The organism is Mycobacterium sp. NGS29 (assembly GCF_059812965.1).
In genome coordinates this window covers 191,847-211,900 of the sequence record NZ_JCALDR010000007.1, presented here as the reverse complement: position 1 = coordinate 211,900, position 20,054 = coordinate 191,847, and the positions used below count along the sequence as shown (strand labels likewise).

At 67.6% G+C, this 20,054-nt stretch carries 18 protein-coding genes; 11 read left to right on the top strand and 7 right to left on the bottom strand.

Annotation, left to right across the window (positions count from 1 at the left end):
• The first annotated feature begins 99 nt into the window (after window positions 1-99).
• The 3 genes from AC5Y5Z_RS12825 to lipL are packed head-to-tail and all read left to right on the top strand — an operon-like array spanning window position 100 to window position 3,823.
• A complete protein-coding gene (locus AC5Y5Z_RS12825; protein WP_499925439.1) occupies window positions 100-1,623 on the top strand; it encodes an Hsp70 family protein in 1,524 nt (507 codons plus the stop codon).
• A 32-nt stretch (window positions 1,624-1,655) separates the two neighbouring features.
• Window positions 1,656-2,534 (top strand): polyphosphate kinase 2, encoded by an 879-nt coding sequence (gene ppk2 / locus AC5Y5Z_RS12820; RefSeq protein ID WP_463827751.1) that lies wholly within the window; start codon window positions 1,656-1,658, stop codon window positions 2,532-2,534.
• A gap of 41 nt (window positions 2,535-2,575) precedes the next feature.
• Window positions 2,576-3,823, top strand: coding sequence for an esterase/beta-lactamase LipL (lipL, locus tag AC5Y5Z_RS12815; RefSeq protein WP_499925437.1), 1,248 nt, complete (start codon window positions 2,576-2,578; stop codon window positions 3,821-3,823).
• A 1-nt stretch (window position 3,824) separates the two neighbouring features.
• Here lipL and AC5Y5Z_RS12810 read toward each other — a convergent pair whose 3' ends face one another.
• Window positions 3,825-4,514: an MspA family porin gene (locus AC5Y5Z_RS12810; protein WP_463827804.1), complete on the bottom strand. Its 690-nt coding sequence runs from the start codon at window positions 4,512-4,514 to the stop codon at window positions 3,825-3,827.
• On the opposite strand from AC5Y5Z_RS12810, the gene AC5Y5Z_RS12805 reads away from it, so the two are divergent.
• Window positions 4,453-4,968, top strand: coding sequence for a hypothetical protein (locus AC5Y5Z_RS12805; RefSeq protein ID WP_463827808.1), 516 nt, complete (start codon window positions 4,453-4,455; stop codon window positions 4,966-4,968). The genes AC5Y5Z_RS12810 and AC5Y5Z_RS12805 overlap by 62 nt on opposite strands.
• Window positions 4,969-5,057: 89 nt before the next feature.
• Window positions 5,058-5,888, top strand: coding sequence for an oxidoreductase (locus tag AC5Y5Z_RS12800; protein WP_499925435.1), 831 nt, complete (start codon window positions 5,058-5,060; stop codon window positions 5,886-5,888).
• On the opposite strand, the gene AC5Y5Z_RS12795 is transcribed toward AC5Y5Z_RS12800, so the two are convergent.
• Window positions 5,889-6,329 carry a DoxX family protein gene (locus tag AC5Y5Z_RS12795; RefSeq protein ID WP_499918008.1) on the bottom strand — a complete coding sequence of 147 codons (441 nt, stop codon included), beginning with the start codon at window positions 6,327-6,329 and terminating at the stop codon, window positions 5,889-5,891.
• A 68-nt stretch (window positions 6,330-6,397) separates the two neighbouring features.
• Between AC5Y5Z_RS12795 and AC5Y5Z_RS12790 the strand changes: the two genes are divergently transcribed.
• From AC5Y5Z_RS12790 to AC5Y5Z_RS12780, 3 genes are all read left to right on the top strand, one after another.
• Window positions 6,398-6,721, top strand: a complete 324-nt coding sequence (locus AC5Y5Z_RS12790; protein ID WP_463827803.1) for a DMT family transporter — start codon at window positions 6,398-6,400, stop codon at window positions 6,719-6,721.
• Window positions 6,718-8,919 carry an RNA polymerase recycling motor ATPase HelR gene (gene helR, locus AC5Y5Z_RS12785; RefSeq protein WP_499925433.1) on the top strand — a complete coding sequence of 734 codons (2,202 nt, stop codon included), beginning with the start codon at window positions 6,718-6,720 and terminating at the stop codon, window positions 8,917-8,919. Before AC5Y5Z_RS12790 ends, helR begins: the two co-directional genes overlap by 4 nt.
• A 147-nt stretch (window positions 8,920-9,066) precedes the next feature.
• Complete coding sequence (locus AC5Y5Z_RS12780) at window positions 9,067-11,574, top strand: glycogen/starch/alpha-glucan phosphorylase (protein WP_463827802.1); 2,508 nt, start codon at window positions 9,067-9,069, stop codon at window positions 11,572-11,574.
• A 25-nt stretch (window positions 11,575-11,599) separates the two neighbouring features.
• Here the strand turns inward: AC5Y5Z_RS12780 and AC5Y5Z_RS12775 are convergent, their stop codons facing one another.
• Together AC5Y5Z_RS12775 and AC5Y5Z_RS12770 are read right to left on the bottom strand one after the other, a co-directional pair.
• A complete protein-coding gene (locus AC5Y5Z_RS12775; RefSeq protein ID WP_463827746.1) occupies window positions 11,600-11,806 on the bottom strand; it encodes a long chain fatty acid-CoA synthetase Faa4p in 207 nt (68 codons plus the stop codon).
• 144 nt (window positions 11,807-11,950) lie between these two features.
• Window positions 11,951-12,835 carry an HpcH/HpaI aldolase/citrate lyase family protein gene (locus tag AC5Y5Z_RS12770; protein WP_473139013.1) on the bottom strand — a complete coding sequence of 295 codons (885 nt, stop codon included), beginning with the start codon at window positions 12,833-12,835 and terminating at the stop codon, window positions 11,951-11,953.
• A gap of 95 nt (window positions 12,836-12,930) precedes the next feature.
• Here AC5Y5Z_RS12770 and AC5Y5Z_RS12765 point away from each other — a divergent pair, with 95 nt between their 5' ends.
• Window positions 12,931-13,677 carry an alpha/beta fold hydrolase gene (locus AC5Y5Z_RS12765; RefSeq protein WP_473139014.1) on the top strand — a complete coding sequence of 249 codons (747 nt, stop codon included), beginning with the start codon at window positions 12,931-12,933 and terminating at the stop codon, window positions 13,675-13,677.
• Between the two features lie 17 nt (window positions 13,678-13,694).
• On the opposite strand, the gene AC5Y5Z_RS12760 is transcribed toward AC5Y5Z_RS12765, so the two are convergent.
• Both AC5Y5Z_RS12760 and AC5Y5Z_RS12755 read right to left on the bottom strand, forming a co-directional pair.
• The gene (locus tag AC5Y5Z_RS12760; protein ID WP_499925431.1) at window positions 13,695-15,797 is read right to left on the bottom strand and encodes an Ig-like domain repeat protein; all 2,103 of its coding nucleotides are present in this window, start codon (window positions 15,795-15,797) and stop codon (window positions 13,695-13,697) included.
• A 21-nt stretch (window positions 15,798-15,818) separates the two neighbouring features.
• Complete coding sequence (locus tag AC5Y5Z_RS12755; protein WP_499925430.1) at window positions 15,819-17,510, bottom strand: Hsp70 family protein; 1,692 nt, start codon at window positions 17,508-17,510, stop codon at window positions 15,819-15,821.
• A gap of 59 nt (window positions 17,511-17,569) precedes the next feature.
• On the opposite strand from AC5Y5Z_RS12755, the gene AC5Y5Z_RS12750 reads away from it, so the two are divergent.
• Window positions 17,570-18,037: a nucleotide exchange factor GrpE gene (locus AC5Y5Z_RS12750; protein ID WP_499925428.1), complete on the top strand. Its 468-nt coding sequence runs from the start codon at window positions 17,570-17,572 to the stop codon at window positions 18,035-18,037.
• Window positions 18,038-18,041: 4 nt separating this feature from the next.
• Here AC5Y5Z_RS12750 and AC5Y5Z_RS12745 read toward each other — a convergent pair whose 3' ends face one another.
• On the bottom strand, window positions 18,042-18,950 hold the full coding sequence (locus AC5Y5Z_RS12745) for a TerD family protein (RefSeq protein WP_499925427.1): 909 nt from the start codon (window positions 18,948-18,950) through the stop codon (window positions 18,042-18,044).
• A 264-nt stretch (window positions 18,951-19,214) separates the two neighbouring features.
• Here AC5Y5Z_RS12745 and AC5Y5Z_RS12740 point away from each other — a divergent pair, with 264 nt between their 5' ends.
• Window positions 19,215-19,991, top strand: coding sequence for an SDR family NAD(P)-dependent oxidoreductase (locus AC5Y5Z_RS12740; RefSeq protein WP_473139019.1), 777 nt, complete (start codon window positions 19,215-19,217; stop codon window positions 19,989-19,991).
• The last annotated feature ends 63 nt before the right edge of the window (window positions 19,992-20,054 follow it).

Here is a 20,054-nt window from a genome sequence, read left to right as displayed (position 1 = left end):
CGGGCAGTCGGATCCTGCAGTGGCCGCCACTGGGGCTCCATGTCGGCAGAATGTAGCCCTGATGTGTTGCAGGCACAATCGCCCCTAGAATCGGGTCTGATGAGAGTCGGTATCGACTTCGGCACCACCCACACCGTCGCTGCGATCGTCGACCGTGGCAATTACCCGGTCGTCGCCTTCGACGGCGTCGATGCATGGCCGTCTCTGATCGCCGCCAACGCGGCCGGGGACCTGCGGTTCGGCCCGGACGCCGCCGCGGTCCGCCACGAACCCGGGTGGCAAATACTGCGCTCGGTGAAAAGGCTGCTCAACGACGCCGGACCGCGCACCCAGGTCACCTTGGCCGGCCGCAGCTATGCGCTGGCCGATCTGCTCACCGGCTTCCTCGCACAGCTCAGGCACGACCTCTATCACCGGTCCAACGCCGGCTTCGGCCCTGACGACCCCGTCGAGACCGCGATCAGCGTGCCGGCCAACGCCACCAGCGCACAGCGCTTCCTCACCCTGGATGCGTTCGCGGCGGCGGGATTTGACGTCGTCGCGTTGCTGAACGAACCGTCGGCCGCCGGCCTGGAGTACGCCCACCGATACCGCTCGACGATCACGGCCAAGCGTGAGTACGTCCTCATCTACGACCTCGGCGGCGGCACCTTCGACGCGTCGCTGCTGAAGATGGCGGGCCACGTCAACGAGGTCGTAGTCAGCGAAGGCATCCAACGGCTCGGCGGTGACGACTTCGACGAGGCGATCGCGCAACTGGTGTTGGCCGGCTGCGAGCTGCCGCCGCTGGACAGCGCCGGCTATGAGCTGCTGTTGGAGGAATGCGCCGCCCGCAAAGAGGCCGTCGGGCCGCAGACCCGGCGTTTCCTGGCGGATGTGACTTTCGACGGGATCGAGCGAGCCCCGTTCTCCTGCGGTATCGACGACGTCTATGCGGCGTGCGCGCCGCTGGTCGCCGAGACTGCCGGCCTGCTGTCCCGCGTGCTGCGCGACCCGGCCGGCGACGGCCGGGATGTGCCGTGGTCGGAAGTGGCCGGCATCTACGTGGTGGGCGGGGCAGGCAGCTTCCCACTCGTCGCGCGCATGCTGCGCAGCAATTTCGGCGACAAGCGCGTCAAACGGTCGCCGCACCCGTTCGCCGCAACCGCCATCGGTCTTGCGGTCTTCCTGGACATCAACTCCGGTTTTGTTCTCTCCGAACGCTTCTCGCGACATTTCGGGGTCTTCCGGGAGGCCAGGGCAGGCGCCGACGTCGTCTTCGATCCGATCGTGCCCAAGGATGTACCGCTGCCCGTCGACGGTCATACACCGCTGGTGGTCAGCCGGACCTACCGTGCGGCCCACAACATCGGACATTTCCGGTTCGTGGAGTGCAGCCGGCTGGTCGACGGCCGGCCCGACGGCGACGTCACACCCTACGACCCGGTGTTCTTCCCGTTCGACCCCGCACTGCACGACCGGGACAATCTCGGTCACCAGCCGATCGACCGGTGGAGCGAGGGACCCGACGTGGAGGAACGCTACGTTGTCGCGCCAGGTGGTGCGGTGGAAGTCACCGTGACGACGCAGCCGGCCGGCTTCCAACGCACCTTCCGGCTCACGCGGGCCGCTGCACGGTTGTGATAGTCGCGATCGCTACCGGGTAATTCGGGATCATGCCCGACATCGATCTGGACGACCTGTCCACTCCCGAGCACGGCTACACCGTCGACGACAGCGATGACGACGACCCGGTGCTGCTCGACCGCGACGGCAACCCGGTCGCCACCTGGCGGGAGCGATACCCCTACGACGAGCGCATGCCCCGCGACGAGTACGACCGGCTCAAGCGGCGATTGCAGATCGAGTTGCTCAAGCTGCAGAACCACAGCCGCCAGACCGGTGCCCGGCATCTGATTTTGTTCGAGGGCCGCGACGCCGCCGGCAAGGGTGGGACCATCCAGCGTTTCACCGAGCATCTCAACCCGCGCACCGCCCGAGTGGTCGCACTGGAGAAGCCGAGCGATCGGGAGAAGACCCAGTGGTATTTCCAGCGCTATGTGTCCCATCTCCCGGCCGCCGGCGACATCGTCTTATTCGACCGCTCCTGGTACAACCGCGCCGGCGTGGAGAAGGTGATGGGTTTTTGCACCGCCGAACAACATGCCCAATTCCTGGAACAGACACCGTCTTTCGAGCGCCTGCTGGTCGACGACGGCATCAACCTGACCAAACTCTGGTTCTCGGTGTCGCCGGCTGAGCAACGCACCCGGTTCGCCATCCGGCTCGTGGACCCGGTCAAGCAGTGGAAGTTCTCCCCAATGGACGTGGAGGCCATTCACCGGTGGGAGGCCTACACCGCGGCCAAGGAGGAGATGTTCGCTGCCACTGACACCGACTTCGCCCCGTGGATCGTGGTCAAGAGCAACGACAAGAAGCGTGCCCGCATCAACGCGATGCGCCATCTGCTCGCCAAGTTCGACTACGCGGACAAAGACCACGAATTGGTCGGCGAGCCCGACCCGCTCATCGTCGGACGCGCGTTGGCGGACTAGCTCACAGAATATAGTTATCCATTTTGGGTAATATGATTACCATGACGAAGCCAGCGATTGTCGACGTCGATTCCGACCTACCGGGGCATGTGCACGGCGCCGCGGACCCCCGTTTTTCCTGCGCGGTCCGCACCTTCGCCAAGCTGTTCAACGGCGATCCGCGATTCGGCGGCGGTTCCCTGTCGGTCTACGTCGACGGCGAACCGGTCGTCGACATCTGGACAGGCTGGTCAGACCGGGACGGCAAGATCCCGTGGACGGCCGATACCGGCGCCATGGTCTTCTCGGCCAGCAAGGGGGTCGCCGCGACGATCCTGCACCGCCTGGTCGACCGCGGCCAATTGGCCTACGACGAACCGGTCGCGCGGTACTGGCCCGAGTTCGGCGCCAACGGCAAGTCCGCGATCACCGTGCGCGACATGCTCGGGCACAAGACCGGGCTGTCCCACCTCAAGGGCGTGACCAAGGAGCAACTGCTCGACCACCGGTTGATGGAGGAACGACTCGCCGCCGCGCCCGTCGACCGCCACGCCGGCCGGGCGGCCTACCACGCGTTCACCTACGGTTGGCTCACCTCCGGACTGGCCCGCGCCATCACCGGCAAGGGCATGCGCGAGTTGTTCCGCACCGAGGTCGCCCAACCACTCGACACCGATGGCCTGCACTTGGGCCGTCCGCCGGCGGACGCGCCCACCACGGCCGCGCAAATCATGTTCCCGCAGACGACCCGGGCGAACCCGCTGTTCGACCGGCTCGCACCCTGGCTGTCGGAACTCCCGGTCGCCGGCGGTCTGGGCGCGATCTACGTCCCCGGCATCACCTCGTTGATCCAGGGCGACACTCCCCTGCTCGACGGTGAGATCCCGTCCGTCAACGCCGTGGTGACGGCGCGCGGTCTGGCGCGCATGTACGGAGCGCTGGCCAACGACGGCCACACCGGCCAAACACAGTTACTGTCAACGGAATTGGCGCGCGATCTGCTCGGCAAAACCAGTCTGCGACCAGACCTCAATCTGGTGGTGCCGATGTCGTTCCACCTCGGCTACCACGGCTCGCCGGTGCCCGGCTTGCTCCGCGGATTCGGGCACGCCGGCCTGGGCGGGACGATCGGCTGGGCCGACCCGGTGACCAAGAGTTCGTTCGCCTTCGTGCACAACCGGCTCATCACGCCGATCATGCTGGACCAGATCCTGTTCGTGCCGCTGATCCTGCCGATCCGACGCGCGGCCGCCGCCGCCCACGCCGACGGCTTCCAGGCGGTGCCGAACTTCGGAGCTTCGTACTCCTGACTCAGACCGCCTTGGTGGACCCGACGTAGGACAACACCACATCAGACTCGTCGGTGATGCGGGTCAGGGTCGAGTACGAGCGGACAAAGGACTGCCCGACGCAGCCGTCGATCTTCATGTGGAACTCGTTGATCATGATCCACGGGTTCGGGCCTTTGAACTCTTTGCGGACCACCGGGACCACCACCACGAATCCGGGTTTGAGCCCGACACTGACCACGCTGTTGTACTGCGCGCCGAGGATCGGTAGCAGCTGGAACGGCTCCCCGGGCCCGAACGGCACCACCGCGCCGAGCGAAGGCGAGACACCGGCGCCGTTGGCCATGGTGACGCCGTTGGCCGTGCTCATGTCGATGCCGCAACCGATCTCGTACCCCACTTCGAGCACGCCGTGCGGAGGTTCGGGCCCGGTCAGCGAAGCCACGAACACTCCGCTGGACAGGTATTCACGCGACGAGACCGCAGTCGTCAGCGGCGCCACCGGAACATGCCGCTCGTCTTTGGCGCCGAGCGCCAGGATCCAGCCGTCGGGCGTCGTGATCCGGACAGGAACGCCCGGGGGTACGGCTCCGCCAGCGACCGCTCCTGCCGGTTCGGCGTCCGGCTGGGCAGCCGCCGAGGGTGTGGTCATGGACGTGACCAGACACACAGCGACGGCCGCGGCACGACGAACCACGGCGGACATCGGCATCACGCGCTTCACGGTATGCACGGCCTGGTTTGCCAAACGCTTTGCTGGCCGCCGCAATCAGAGTTGTTGTGAGTTTGTGGCCGGTTTGCGACGAAGACTCGGCAGGCTCGGATCGCACATCAGTTCGCGGGTACGCTTGATGCCGGCCCGTGATTCGCGTCACAAGCAGAGAGGGCGACCGATGAGCCTTCCTAAGTTCGCTTCGGCACTTGCCGCCGGTCTGATGACCGTTGCGGCCCTGGTCGGCGGAACCGGCGTAGCCGCAGCGGACCCGGAAGACACATCCCCACCGTTGATCGAGGATTTCCTGACCGTCATTCAACCGGGCATGGCGCAGGATTTCCGCTCGACGGACACGCCCAACAACTTCGGTGTGCCCGGCGCCAAAGACTGGACCGGCAGCGGGATGTTTTGCCAGAATCGGACCGCCAAGTGCCGAAAGATGGGCTTCTAGCATTGGCGTCGGCGAAATCGTCTGCTTGTCAAAATAATTGGTAGTTCCGGTCGGCTCGCTGGCGATCGTGACCGAAAGGAACCACTGGGTTGTCCACCTGGCTCATCACCGGCTGTTCGACCGGCCTCGGCCGCGCCCTGGCCGAGGCTGTCATCGCAGCCGGTCATAACGCAGTCGTCACCGCCCGCGATGTGTCCAGCGTGGAAAAGCTGGCCGAGGCCACGGCCGAACGGGTGCTCGCGGTCGCCCTGGACGTCACCGACCCCGAGCAGATCGCGTCGGCCTTCGAGCAGGCACAGGACCGTTTCGGCGGCGTGGACGTGCTGGTCAACAATGCCGGCTACGGTTACCGCGCGGCGATCGAGGAGGGTGAGGACGCGGACGTGCGCGCGTTGTTCGAGACGCACTTCTTCGGCACCATCGCCATGATCAAGGCCGTGCTGCCCAGCATGCGGGAGCGCGGCTCCGGCGCCATCGTCAACATCTCCTCGATCGGCGTGCAACTGACCCCGGTCGGCTCCGGCTACTATTCGGCGGCCAAGGCTGCGGTGGAGGCGATGAGCGGGGCATTGCACGGCGAGCTTGCGCCCCTGGGCATTTCGGTCACCGTCGTCGAACCCGGCGCGTTCCGCACCGACTTCGCCGGCCGGTCCCTGAAGCAGACGTCCACCGTCATCGACGACTACGCCGACACCGCCGGTCGGCGCCGCAAAGAGAACGACACCATGCACGGCGCCCAGGTCGGTGACCCCGCGAAAGCCGGTGCGGCGATCATGGCCGCCGTCGAGGCCGACGAACCTCCGGCGTTTCTGCTGCTCGGCCAAGACGCGCTGTTTTCGTACCGCTTCATCGCCGAGCGCCGCGCCAAGGAGATTTCGGCCTGGGAGAAGACCACCACGAGCACCGACCTCGACGCCTGATTATCCTTGCGGGCGTTGAGCTTTCGCAGTTCGAATCGTGTCGACGGCATACCTGCCCGGACCCAGGAACACCAGCAGGAAGAAACCGAAGCAGAACAGTATCGCCGGGGTTCCGCCGTTGCCACCCGGTGCCTCACCGATCGGCCAGAGCGCATTCGGTTGGTGCATCCAGAAGTACGCGACGGCCATCGTGCCAGAAGCCAGGAATGCGGCGGCACGGGTGAACAGCCCCGCCGCGACCAACACCCCTGTCACCAGCTCGATCAGTCCGGCATACCAACCCGGCCAGTCGCCGACCCCGACGTGGTGCCCGGTGGCGACGGGCCAGCCGAACAGAATCATCGAACCGTGACCGGCGAAAAGCAGGCCATAAACCAAGCGGAACAGGCTCAACACTGCCGGCGAATAGCCGACGAGGCGGTGCGTCAGATTCTCGGTCATGCCCCTACGTTACGGAGGTCGGACTTCGTGTAGGTCTGTAGATGTAGAGCTGCGCGAGGAGACCAATGCTGGCCTATCTGTTCCTGTTCGTCGCGATCTTCGCCGAGGTCGGAGCGACGAGCCTGCTCAAGAGCACCGACGGGTTCACCCGATTGTGGCCCACCGCGGTGTGCCTGCTCGGTTATGCCGCGTCGTTTGCGTTGCTGTCGTTGTCGATCGCGCGGGGCATGCAGACCGACGTCGCCTACGCGCTGTGGTCGGCGGTCGGCACCGCCGCGATAGTGCTGATCGCGGTCATGTTTCTCGGTTCTCCGGTGTCGGCAGGCAAGGTGGTCGGCGTCGGCCTGATCATTGCCGGGGTGATCACCTTGAATTTCGCCGGTGCCCATTGACCCGCGCGACCGACGAACTGCGCTCAGAACAGGCCTATGTCGACGGCCTGTACGCACGGCTGGACGATGAACGCGCCCGCGCCCAGGCCAGGTACCGCGCGGCGTTACGCGCAGAGACTGAAACACCGATGGACCGCGACGTGGAGGTGCGTGCGCTGGCCAAGCGGATCAAGCGCCTCGACGTCGCCGACGACGGCCTGTGCTTCGGCCGGTTGGACAGCGTCGCAGGCCACCCGACCTACATCGGCCGCATCGGGCTGCTCGACGAGTCCGACGAGTATGAGCCGCTGCTGCTCGATTGGCGGGCGCCGGCGGCCAGGGCGTTCTACACAGCCACCGCGGCCCACCCCGAGGGCATGCGTCGGCGCCGCCAGTTTCACACCCGCGGCCGTCGGATCGTCGCCTTCACCGACGAAGTGCTCGGCCGCCCGGACCCGGCCGAATCCGGTGACGGACACCAAAGCTCAAGCGACACCGCGCTGCTGGCGGCGATCAATGCGCCGCGTGGCGACGGAATGCGCGACATCGTGGCGACCATCCAGGCCGAGCAGGACGAGATCATCCGCCTGGACCACGCCGGCGTCCTGGTCGTCGAAGGCGGTCCAGGCACCGGCAAGACGGTGGTCGCGCTGCACCGCGTCGCCTACCTGCTCTACACCCAGCGGGCGCGGATGGAACGCCACGGGGTGCTGGTGATTGGACCCAGCCCGGCCTTCCTCAACCACATCAGCCAGGTGCTGCCGTCGCTGGGCGAGTCGACGGTGGTGTTCATGACCACCGGCGATCTGGTGCCGGGGCTGTCCGTCACCGCTGAGGACGAACCGGAGGCGGCAGCCCTGAAGGGATCGCTGCAGATCCTGGACGTACTCACCGCGGCCATCGCCGACCGCCAACAGCTGCCGCAGGATCCGTTGTTGATCAAGTTGTCCGACGTGACGATGCGCATCGACGCCGAAACCGCGCAGTGGGCGCGAGAGGAGGCGCGCGCCACCAAGCTGCCACACAACGCTGCCCGCGCCGCATTCACCGACATCGTCACCTATGTGCTGACCGAGCGGGCGATCGCCAAGATCGGGCGGGGCTGGCTGACCCGTTCGGACCGGGACGCGTGGGAGAAGCTGCGGGACGAACTGATCGAGGAGCTCGCCGACAACGACGCCTTCGCCGCTGCGCTCGACGAGCTCTGGCCGATCCTGACGCCGCAGGCACTGCTGTCCGCGCTCTTGGAGTCCCCCGAGAGACTGCGCGCGGCGGGTGCCGATCCGGCGCTGCTGCGCGCCGTCGGCGACGCGTGGACGGTGTCGGACGTGCCGCTGCTGGACGAACTCGTCGACCTGCTGGGCACCAACAAGGAAGCCGAAGAACTGGCCAGGCAGCAGGCCGAACGCGAGCAACGTGAGGAGGCCGCGTACGCCGCGGGCGTGCTGGATCTGATGGTCAGCCGCGAGGACCTGATGGACGACGAGGATCAGCTGCTGGCCCAGGATCTGCTCTACGGCGAGGACCTGGCCGAGCGGTTCGTCGAAGGCGACGCTCGTGAGCTGGCCGAGCGCGCCGCCGCCGACCGTACCTGGACCTACCGGCATGTGGTGGTCGACGAGGCCCAGGAGCTTTCTGAGATGGACTGGCGGGTGTTGATGCGGCGCTGCCCGGCACGGTCTTTCACCGTGGTCGGTGATCTGGCCCAGCGCCGGTCGGCGGCCGGTGCGAGGTCCTGGGAATCGGTGCTGGCGCCCTACGTTCCCGGCAGGTGGGTTTACCGGTCGCTGTCGGTGAACTACCGGACCCCGGCAGAGATCATGGCGGTGGCCGCCGGGTTGCTGGCCGAGTTCGCGCCCGATACCGCGCCACCGGAGTCGGTCCGGGCCAGCGGCGTACCGCCCTGGTCCAAGCAGCTCGATGCCCACGAATTGCCCGCTGCGATAGCAGAATTCGTTCGGGACGAGGCCGGCCGCGAGGGTACCAGTGTGGTGATCGGGCCGTCGGATGTGCCGGGCACGGTACCTCCGTCGCAGACCAAGGGCCTGGAGTTCGACGCGGTCCTGGTCGTGGAGCCGCAACGGATCCTGGCCGAGAATCCACGCGGGGCGGCCGAGCTCTACGTCGCCCTGACCCGCGCCACGCAGCGCCTGGGCGTGCTGCACCAGGGTCCGTTGCCGCGGGCGTTGCGCGGCCTGGCCGTCGACGGCGCGTCGTAAGGACGTGGCGTGCCGTTCACGTTTTTGACGGCGATCAGGAAGGCAAAAGCGAGCCGGGTGTGCAAGCATCGCTGCCAGACCCACTTTCTGCTGCCGCCGGGTAAGTCGGTGCGACTGTCGAAGAATCTCGAGAGAGTAGGACTCACCATGACCGACCTCGACCGCACCACCAACGACGCCGGCGCGCGCTCGGAGCTGAACGAGCACTCGCGCACCGGAATGGGTGCGGCCGCCCTGCAACGGGCGATCACCGACCATCTGCGGTATTCGATCGGACGTCCGGCCGCCGCCCTGCGGCCCGAGCACTATTACCGCGCGCTCGCCCTGGCTGTGCGTGACCGCATGCAGGACCGCCGGGTGGCCTCCACGCAGGTCTCCCTGGATCTCGGTCGCAAGGTGACCTGCTATCTGTCCGCCGAGTTCCTGATGGGCCCGCAACTGGGCAACAATCTGTTGAACCTCGGTCTGGAGCGGGCGGCCAAGACCGCGCTCGCCGCGATGGGCCAGCGCCTCGACGAGGTTCTGGCGTGCGAGGAGGAACCGGGTCTGGGCAACGGCGGCCTGGGCCGGCTCGCCGCGTGCTACCTGGACTCGCTGGCCACCCTGGAACGCCCCGCCATCGGATACGGCATCCGCTACGAGTTCGGCATCTTCGACCAGGAGATCCACGACGGCTGGCAGGTCGAGCAGACCGACAACTGGCTGGACAGCGGAAACCCTTGGGAGATAGCCAAACCCGACGTCAACTATCTGGTCAAGTGGGGCGGTCACGTCGAGCACTACACCGACGACAACGACCGCGACCGCGCCCGGTGGGTGCCGGGCCTGATGCTCAAGGGCACCGCCTACGACACCCCCATCCAGGGCTACGGCGTCAACACCTGCAACGTACTGACCCTGTGGAGCGCGCGTGCGGTCAAGTCCTTTGCGTTGGAAGCGTTCAACACCGGCGACTACTACAAGGCCGTCGAGGACGAGGTCACCTCCGAGACGGTCACCAAGGTGCTATACCCCAACGACGAGCCGGAGGCCGGCAAGCGGCTGCGCCTGCTGCAACAGCACTTCTTCGTCTCCTGTTCGCTGCAGCACGTGCTGCACATCATGGACGACCTGGCCGATGCGGGAGTCCGGGAGCTCCCCCAGCGGTTTGCCTTACAGCTCAACGACACTCATCCGTCCATCGGTGTCGCCGAATTGATGCGCCTGCTGATCGACGAACGTCAGCTGGACTGGGACGAGGCGTGGGACATCACCGTGGCGACCTTCGCCTACACCAACCACACGCTGCTGCCCGAGGCGCTGGAGACCTGGCCGCTGGAGATGTTCGGCCAATCACTGCCGCGGCACCTCGAGATCATCTACGAGATCAACAGCCGGTTCCTCGACGAGGTGCGTATCAAGTTCCTCGGCGACGCCGAGCGGGTACGGCGGATGTCGCTGATCGGCGAGGATGGCGCCAAGTTCGTCCGGATGGCGCATCTGGCCACCGTCGGCAGCCACGCCATCAACGGTGTCGCCGCGCTGCACTCGGAACTGCTGAAAGACAGTGTGCTCAAAGACTTCTACGAAATGTGGCCGGAAAGGTTCAGCAACAAGACCAACGGGGTGACGCCCCGACGCTTCCTGGCGCTGGCCAACCCCGGGTTGCGGGAGCTGTTGGACCGCACCATCGGCGAGGGCTGGCTCAAGGATCTCGACCAGCTGCGCGGGTTGGAGGAGTTCGTCGACAAGAGCGCGTTCCGCGAGCAGTGGCGGGACATCAAGCGCACCAACAAAGCTCGCTTGGCCTCGTTCATCCGCTCGGCGACCGGTGTCGAACTGAACCCGGAATGGATATTCGACATTCAGGTCAAGCGCATCCATGAATACAAGCGCCAGCATCTCAACGTCCTGCACATCATCGCGCTGTACTACCGGCTCAAGCAGAACCCCGGTCTCTCGATTCCGCCGCGGGCCTTCATCTTCGGCGGCAAGGCGGCGCCCGGTTATTTCATCGCCAAGCGAATCATCAAGTTGATCAACGCAGTGGCCGAGACCATCAACGCCGACCCGGAGGTCAACAAGTTCCTGAAGGTGGCGTTCATCCCGAACTTCAACGTGCAGAACGCGCACCTGATCTACCCGGCGGCCAATGTGTCCGAACAGATCTCGACTGCGGGCAAGGAGGCATCGGGCACCGGAAACATGAAGTTCATGATCAACGGCGCCCTGACCGTCGGTACCCTCGACGGCGCCAACGTCGAGATCCGCGAGGAGGCGGGCGCGGAGAACTTCTTCCTGTTCGGGATGACCGTGCAGGAGGTCGAGGCCCTGCAGGCCGCCGGGTATCGGCCGGCGGACTACATCGACAGCAACGAGGAGCTCGCGGCGGTCCTGAATCTGATTGACAGCGGGCTGTTTTCACACGGCGACCCGGAGGTGTTCCGGCCGTTGGTGGACAATCTGCGCTACCACGACCCGTTTCTGGTGTGTGCGGACTTCGCGTCCTATGTGGAATGCCAGCAACGGGTCAGCGAAGCGTGGGTGGACCGGGACGCGTGGACCAAGATGTCGATCCTGAACACCGCACGCAGCGGCAAGTTTTCGTCAGATCGCGCGATCGCCGAATACTGCGATGACATCTGGAAGGTCTGGCCGCTGACGGTGAAGATCTGACACCGGCCCGCAATTCGGGTGTCGGCTAACCGATCTCGCGTGTGACGAAGACGGACACATAACCGATCGGGATACCGGTCCGGCTCGCGATGCAGCGGCGGGCCGCCAATTCCACCGCCGCCCGATCCGCGGCACGGGCGACCCCGTCTACCTCGGGTATCCGGATCGACCAACCGTCCGCATCGCGGGCGATATCGATGTCGAAGCACTGGCCAACGGTTACGCATTTCACGCGAGGACTACGAACCCTGCGCACCGAATGTGCGCGCCGCAGAGTGGGCTGAAGAGGCATGGTGTGTTCCTGGGACGACGATGGGCCGCGCGCAAGAATAATGCCGATTGGCGGCAATACCTAATTGAACCGCATCGAGCCGGCCTATCGGGTCTGCGACTGCAGTTCGGCGATGCGGTCGGCCAGCGCCAGGATCCGCTCGGCGTTCCGCACGTGCAGGCTTTCGATCATGCGGCCGTCGACGGTGATGACGCTCTCGCCGGCGGCCTGCGCCTGTTCGTAGGCCTGCACGATCTTCGTGGCGTCGGCGAGCTCGTCCTGCGACGGTCCGAATACGGCGTTGGCCGGATCCACCTGCGAGGGATGGATCAGGGTCTTGCCGTCGAATCCCATCTCGCGGCCCTGGCGCGCTTCGGCGCGGAATCCGGCATCGTCCTTGATGGCGTTGAACACTCCGTCCAGCACGACCTTGCCGGCGGCGCGTGCCCCGAGCACGGCCAGCGCCAACGCGGGCACGACGGGGGCGCGTCCGGGCACGTGCAGTCCGTGCAGCTCGTTCACCAGGTCGTTGGTGCCGACCACCAGCGCGGCCAGCCGGTCGCTGGCCGAGGCGACCTCGTCCATCCGCAGGAACGCCCGCGGCGTCTCGACCATCACCCACAACTGCAGCGACTCCGCGGCACCCAGCTCCTCCAACCGCGCCGTCAGCGCTTGAACCTGTTGGCCTGTCTCGACTTTCGGCACCAGCACGCCGTCGGCGGCCGAACCGGCCACGGCGGCCAGATCGTCGTCGTGCCAGTCGGTATCCAGGCCGTTGATACGCACCACGATCTCGCGGGGCGCATACTCCCCGCTTGCGACAGCTGCACACACCCTGCTGCGTGAGTCGGCCTTCGCATCGGGACCGACCGCGTCCTCGAGGTCGAAGATCAACACATCAGCCGCGAGCGATTTGCCCTTCTCCAGGGCACGGGCGTTGTTGCCCGGGAGGTAGAGGGCCGATCGGCGGGGGCGCAGCGTGGGCGCCATGAGTGTGTTCGCTTTCTGTCCGACAACAGTTCCGGGGGCACCAGTAGCCTAAAGCAGGCTGTCAGAGCAGATCCCGCGCACACGAGGAGCAGAGCATGCCGGTCGTCTTGGTCCATGGCAATCCGGAGACAACGGCGATCTGGGGGCCGCTGGTCGACGTCCTCGGGCGCAACGATGTGGTGTTGCTGTCCCCGCCAGGATTCGGTGCACCGCTGCCCGGCGATTTCCCGGCGACGTACCTGGCTTACCGCGACTGGCTGGCGGGTGAGCTGGAGAACATCGACGGGCCGATCGATCTGGTCGGTCACGACTGGGGTGGCGGCCACGTCGTGAACCTGGTGATGCACCGACCCGAGCTGGTACGCAGCTGGGCCAGCGACATCCTCGGCGTGTTCGACGCCGACTACGTCTGGCACGACATGGCCCAGGTGTGGCAGACACCCGGGCAGGGCGAGGAACTGGTCGACACCATGATGAGCGGAACCGTCGAGGAACGTGCCGCCCTGCTGGCCGGTCTCGGCATCACCCCTGACATCGCGACCGCGCTGGCCCAGGCGCAGGGGCCGGAGATGGGTCGGGCCATCCTGTTGCTCTACCGTTCGGCGGCGCAGCCGGCGACGGCCGAGGCGGGGCGGGCGCTGGAGCACGCGGCGGCGCGCCCGGGACTGTCGATACTGGCGACCGAAGACACCTACGTCGGCTCCCCCGACATCCGCCGGCGTGCCGCCGACCGGGCCGGTGCCCGCACGGAAGTTCTTGACGGCCTTGGTCATTGGTGGATGCTGCAGGATCCGGCGCGCGGGGCCGCCGTCCTCGAGAAGTTCTGGGACTCGCTGCAGTGAGCGGTGCGGCGCCGCAGTCACGCCGTGCCGGGCGACACCGCCCGCGCTGAGGCGACACCACCGGCGCGCGCCATCACGCCGTATTGCGGTAGCGGTCCGTCGGGCGCCCCGCCGTCGTCCATCGACGTGCCCCGGGTGCGGCCGAGGACTCGCCAGGTGCCGTCGTCGGCACGGCGGGCGACCTGGTATTCCACGTCGGCCGCGCTGTCCGCGGGCACCCACGAAACCCGCACGCTGCCGTCAGCGCCACGCTGTGCGTGTACCTGCCGCGGTGCGGGCAACGGGCCTGCCGTAGGCATCGGCGGCGGGACGGGCGAACGCGGCGGCACCAGGGAACGTCCAGTCCGGTTCCGATTGGCGGGCGGCGGATTGGTTCCGGCATCGGAGCGGACCGCCGCCGAGGCCCGCCCGGTGTGCAGCGCGACGACGGCGTAGACCGGGGTCCCCGGCCCCGCGGGAGCCCCGCCGTCGGTTATCGAGACGGCGCCCGTCCGGCCCACCGTGCGCCACGCGCCGTCGGGATCGAGTCGGGTGACTTTGTAGGTGACACCGGCATCGGGCGACCGGTCCCAGCTGATCGTCACGTCGCCGCCGGCCGCCCGGGTCGCCGCGACCCGGGCCGGTCCGGCCAACGGCAACGCGGCCAGGGCCGCTAACGCGCGCGGGTGCCCGGGACAGGCATCAAGCGCAGCCATCAACTGCGCCGCACGGGAGGTCTGCGGGCCGGCGGCTGCGGCCTGGACGATCCGGTCCGCTTCGGCGACCGCGGCGCGTGCGGCGGCTAACGCCGGCTGGGCGTCGACCGCGCCGTTCGGGTCGGCCAGGTCGGCGGCGACGCGGGTCAGGTGCTCCAACTGGTCGGCCGCGTCGGCGTACCTGCGCGCCTGCAGCGCCGCCGAGGCCGCCCGCCAACGCTGCCGCGCATCGGCGAGCACCGATTCGATCTCGTCGGCCACCGCGGCGATCGACGGTTGTCGTTCCGGCAGCGCGCGCCGGCGGGCATCCTCGGCGAGCCGCTGCGCCGCCACCGGCCGGCCTTCCCGAAGCGCCTTGCGCGCCGCCCGCAACGGTGCCGACCAGTCCGGCTTGGCGGGCGGCGGCGGTACCGGCTCGTGGCGTGGGGGCGGCTGCGACGCAGGTACCGCGGTGTCGACGGGCGCACCGAATTCAGCTGCGAGAGCGACCAATACGCGTGACGCCCGGGCGGCATCCAGCCCAAGATCGACGGCTTCGGCCACCAGATGGGCGTGGTCGTCGACGGTCAGCCGATCCTCCACCAGCACGGCCGCCCGGACCCGGGGCCGCAGCTTGTCCGTCAAGTCGGTCGCCAGGCCGTCCAGGTATGCCTCGCGTAGCGCGGGGCCGGCCTCCAGCAGGTCGCCGACGTGTACGAGCAGCTCATCGATGACGGTGCGCAGCCGGTCGGACGGCAGCTCACGGGCCCGGGCACGCCACGCAGCGCCCCGCGCCGCGACCTCGGCCTCGTCGGCGTCCGGATCGCAGCCCAGCAACGAAAACAGCGTCGCCGGCGGCGGGGACTCCCAGATCCGGCCGAGTTCTTCTAACAGTGCGCGGATCTGGCGACGGCGATGCTCCGGCACGAGCTCGCCGGCCGGCATCGCGGGCGCGCCGATCACCCGGTGCATCTGCAACCGGGCCGCGACCTCCGCCTCGGTCAGGCCGGAGTCGCGACCGACGTGCTCGAGCTGGGCCAGCTTCTCGTGCGGTATGCCACCGTGTCTGGCCGCGAGCGCGGCCAGCGCAGCGTCGAACAGTTCGTAGCGGGCGGCGTCATGTCCGGCACGTTGCCGGTGGGCCCGTGCGACCAGTTCGGCGCGGGCGCGCGGATCGAGCAGCGCGGCGCTGTTGGCATCGTGCGCGGCCAGCAGGGCGGCGACCAGCACCCGGTACTTGGGGTGGTCCCGCTGCCGCTGCCAGAACGCCCAGACCTCGGTAACCCGCTCGGAAACATCTGTCTCACTGAGGCTTTCGACGTCCTCGAGCGGAATGTCGTACAGCTCAAAGGGATCAGAGTTCTGCGGGCCACCCCGGGCCTCGACCGCGGCGAGCACCCGCTTGCGGTAGGCGTTCGGTTCGAACGGATGCAGCCCGGCAGTCATCTGGATCCCGTCGTCACAGCGTCACCGACCGGCGTCGCGCCGTCGGGAACGCTGGACCTGTTGCCGTTCCCGCTCCACCTCCGCGGCCGACATGGTCGCCCCGGTTTCTGCGGTCAGCACCAGCGGCATGTTCGCCTCGATGTGCCGGGCCGTCACTTGCAACACTCCGTCGAAGCCCATCGCAAAGGTGATGCGGACATCGCTGCCTTCGCCGAATCCCGGTGGGATGCCCTCGATCATGCCTGAGATCAACACTTTCGCGTCCTCCGGTCGGGACGACGCCACCTGGCCCTGCTGCTCGACGACGACGAGCCTGATGGCGTCCTGATCGTCGCGGACCGTGCCGAAGCTGCGGTGCACGCAGATGGGCAGTGGGTCGTTGCGGCGTACCAGCCAGGTCGCCTGCAACGACAGCGTCTGCTCCCCGAGCGAGAGGATGCCGAATCCGCGGGAGACCACGGTGTCGACCCGGATCAGCACCGCGCGGCGCACCTGGGCCAGCGGCAGGTCATACGCGTCGGCGACCCTGCTGCAGGCGTCGTTGAGATCGCTGGGGCGTGCGTCCTCCGGTAGTGCGCCCGGCGCCAGCCGGCCACGGGTGATCAGATCGTTGGCGACCATGCGTTCCATTTCGAGCTTCTCGCCGTAGAGCGCGGCTCCGCGGACGACGGAGAGTTCCGGATCGTTGAGCTCGGGGCGCATCCCGAAGTCGGTGTGCAGTGCGGTCGCGACGGCAGGCATGCGCGAGGAACCACCGACCAACAGGATGCGGTCAACGCTGTCTGCGCCGCGGCGACGGGCGGCGGCCAGACAGTCGCGGGTCAGGTCTAAGGTCCGGCGCAGCAGCGTCGAGGTCATCTCCTCCAGCTCGGTGCGGGTGATGTCGATGACCGCGCGGGCACCGTCGTGGGTGACGATCACCTGGGTGACGTCACGGTCGGAGAGTTCATGCTTGGCCCGCTCGGCCGCGATCACCAATTCCTGGGCGCCGGCGGAGTCGTCCAGCGGATCTTCGGCCTGCGGGTTGGCCGCGCAGAACCGCCGGGACAGATGCAGGGCCAGCCGCTCGTCCCAGTCGGCGCCGCCGAGCTGGTGATCGCCCTCCACCGCCAGGACGGTGATCCGGCGGTCGGCGAGCTCAATGACCGTCGCGTCGAAGGTGCCCCCGCCCAGGTCGTACACCAGGACCGTTTCCCGGTGACCCTCCTTGGCCATGCTGTGCTGGCCGTCCAAGCGCCCGAAGCCGTAGGACAGCGCCGCGGCAATGGGCTCGGAGAGCACGCCGGCCACGTCGAGTCCGGCGTGGGTGCCGGCGAGCACGGTCGCGCGGCGTTCCTCGTCGCCGAAGTAGGCGGGCACGGTGATGACAGCCTTAAGCACGGGCTCGCCGGTGGCGTATTCGGCGTCGGCGGTGAGGCTGCGCAGGATCAAGGCCGACACGGCCGGGGCCGACCACGCGTTGCCGTTCGCGACGAACCGCCACTCGGCATCGCCCATGCGGCGCTTGACCAGCGTGCACACCCGTTCCGGGTCGAGCCGCGCCTGCCGTCGCGCACCCTCGCCGACCAGGTATTCGTCGCGATTGGTGAACAGGACCACGGAGGGTGTCGTCAGATCGCCGGTGAAACCGCTGAGGACTTCCGGGTATCCGTCGCGACCCGTCCTGGCGATCGCCGAGCTCGTTGTCCCGAGGTCAATCCCATGAATGGTCACTCTGGTGAGCGTAGCGACGACCGTCGGGCGACTGAACGCCTTCCGTACTATCGATGCCCGTGGCCGAGGATGACCTACAGACCGCGATCGTCGAGCGCCTCGACGATCTGGCGCGCGCGCTGCGACGGCAATCCGCCGGCATCGACCACCTCGCCGAGGATGCGCGCGCTCGCCAGGCCAAAGACGTTGCGGGGGCGGACATTTCGTTGTTGGTGGACTTATACGCGGTGCACTCCGATGCCACCGCCTGCGCCGCGACGTCGCGCAGCAACCGGGAGCGAGCCGGATTCGAGGCTCTGGCGGCGGCGTTGGAGCGCCTCATCGCGGGCCGCGGCGGCGAAATCGTGGTGCCGGCGCCGGGGACCGATTTCGACCCCGCGACCATGGACGCGGCGGAGGTCCGGCCCGCCCATTCGGCAGCTGAGGACCGGCTGGTCGCCGCGCTCCTCACGCCGGGGCTGCGGGTGACGACGACCGGGCGCACCGTCCGGGCCGCCCGGGTCGCGGTGTACCGGCACCGGGCCTAGGTCGTTACTTCCGGCCCGGTGTCCAGTCCATGCCCCAGCCGTAGGTGCGGTCCAGCAACGACTGGCCGCCGCGGATGTAGCGCACTTCGCGGTTGATCGTGATCTCGCCGTTGGTGTTCGTCAGCATCGCGATGGCGCACATCCGGGAGCCTGGATCGTGCTCGTCGAGCCGGACCTCGATCTGCGGGCCGGTCTGCGGGAAGACGGTCACCACCGCATTGGCGGCGGCCCAGTTCGGGGTGCCTTCGTAGATGTAGGCGAAGATGAGGACCCGGCGGATGTGGTTCGCCCGCGAGAGGTCGATGAACAGGTCTTCCCCGCCCTGACTCGCCCCCGACCGATCGTCGCCGGAGAGCCAGATGATCTTTGGTCCACCGGACAGTGGGCTGACCTGAAACTGGTTGCCGAGCGCCTGCACGACGCCCTTGTCGCCATCGACGAACTCGAACAGGCAGCCCAGGTCGAGGTCGATGTCTCCGCCGGATGCGGCGAGCCGCTTGAAGAATCCGCCGCCGGTTTGCCGTTGGGTCCAGTTCAGGTTTGCCCGGATGACGCCCGAACCGCCACTCCCCTTGCTCAACGAGACTGTCGGCGCCTGTTTGGTGAGCGTCACCTTCGACAGACTGACCGGCGGGCCCTGCGGCGGCGCCGGCGGCTGCTGCTGGTACGGCTGCTGCTGGTAGGGCTGCGGCGGATACGGCGGCGCCGGCGGGTACGGCTGCTGCTGGTAGGGCGGCGGGGGCGGCTGATAGGGCGGTTGCTGCTGATATGGCGGAGGCGGCGGTGGTGGCGGGTACGCCGGAGGCGGGGGTGGTGGCTGATAGGGCGGCGCGGGAGGGGGCGGGGGCGGCTGAGCTGGCGGCTGTTGCGACTGCGCCGGTTGCTTGGGCGGCTTGTTGTAATTGATGGGCATGCCGATGACCCTCCTCTTCGACCTCACAGGACGCCGTGGGGGTGCCGGTGGCCGTCCCCCTCAACCGAGGCTACTTCGTAGCCGCCAGGTATTCGCCGGTCGGTTCCGTCCCAGCGCCCGGCATCACCGACGACGGGTGTCGGGCTGGCCCCGCTGTAGCCAATCGCATTGAACACCAGGCACTTTGAATGGCCCCAGAGATCACCGCACGAATTTTGGCCGGGGTCCGCTCGGCGGCCACCCGGTCCCCGATACCGTGACGACGTGGAAATCAATGGAGCGAGCGCGATCGTCACCGGTGGCGCGTCAGGAATCGGAGCGGCGACTGCGCGTCAGTTGGCCGCCAAGGGTGCCCGGGTCGTGGTTGCCGACCTGCAGGCGGACAAGGGCGAGGCTCTCGCCCACGAAATCGGTGGTGTCTTCGTCACCGTCGACGTCACAAACACTGACCAGATCATCGACGCGGTCAAGACCGCCGCGGACCTCGGTCCGCTGCGCGCCCTGGTCAACTCGGCGGGTATCGGATGGGCCCAGCGCACCATCGGCAAGGACGGCGAATTCTCCTCGGCGCACAACCTGGATGCGTACCGGAAGGTGATCGCCATCAACCTGGTCGGCACCTTCGACTGCATCCGGATCGCCGCGACCCAAATGAGCAAGAACGAACCGACCGAGACCGGGGAACGCGGTGCCATCGTCAACATGACCAGTGTCGCGGCGTTCGACGGTCAGATCGGTCAGGCCGCTTACAGCTCGTCCAAGGGCGGCGTGGTGGGTCTGACCCTGCCGGTCGCGCGCGACTTGTCGGCGGTCGGCGTCCGCGTCAATACCGTCGCCCCCGGCCTGATCGACACCCCGATCTACGGCGAGGGTGAAGCCTCGGAGGCATTCAAAGCCAAACTCGGCGAGTCGGTGCTGTTTCCGCACCGTCTCGGCAAACCCGACGAGTTGGCCTCGATGGTCGTCGAGTTGCTCACCAATTCGTACATGAACGCCGAAGTCGTGCGGGTGGACGGCGGCATCCGGATGCCACCGAAGTAGCCGTTTGGCCGGTGCCCGCACAGTCTTGGCCTGCGGGCACCGGTACACGGTCGACGACGGCAG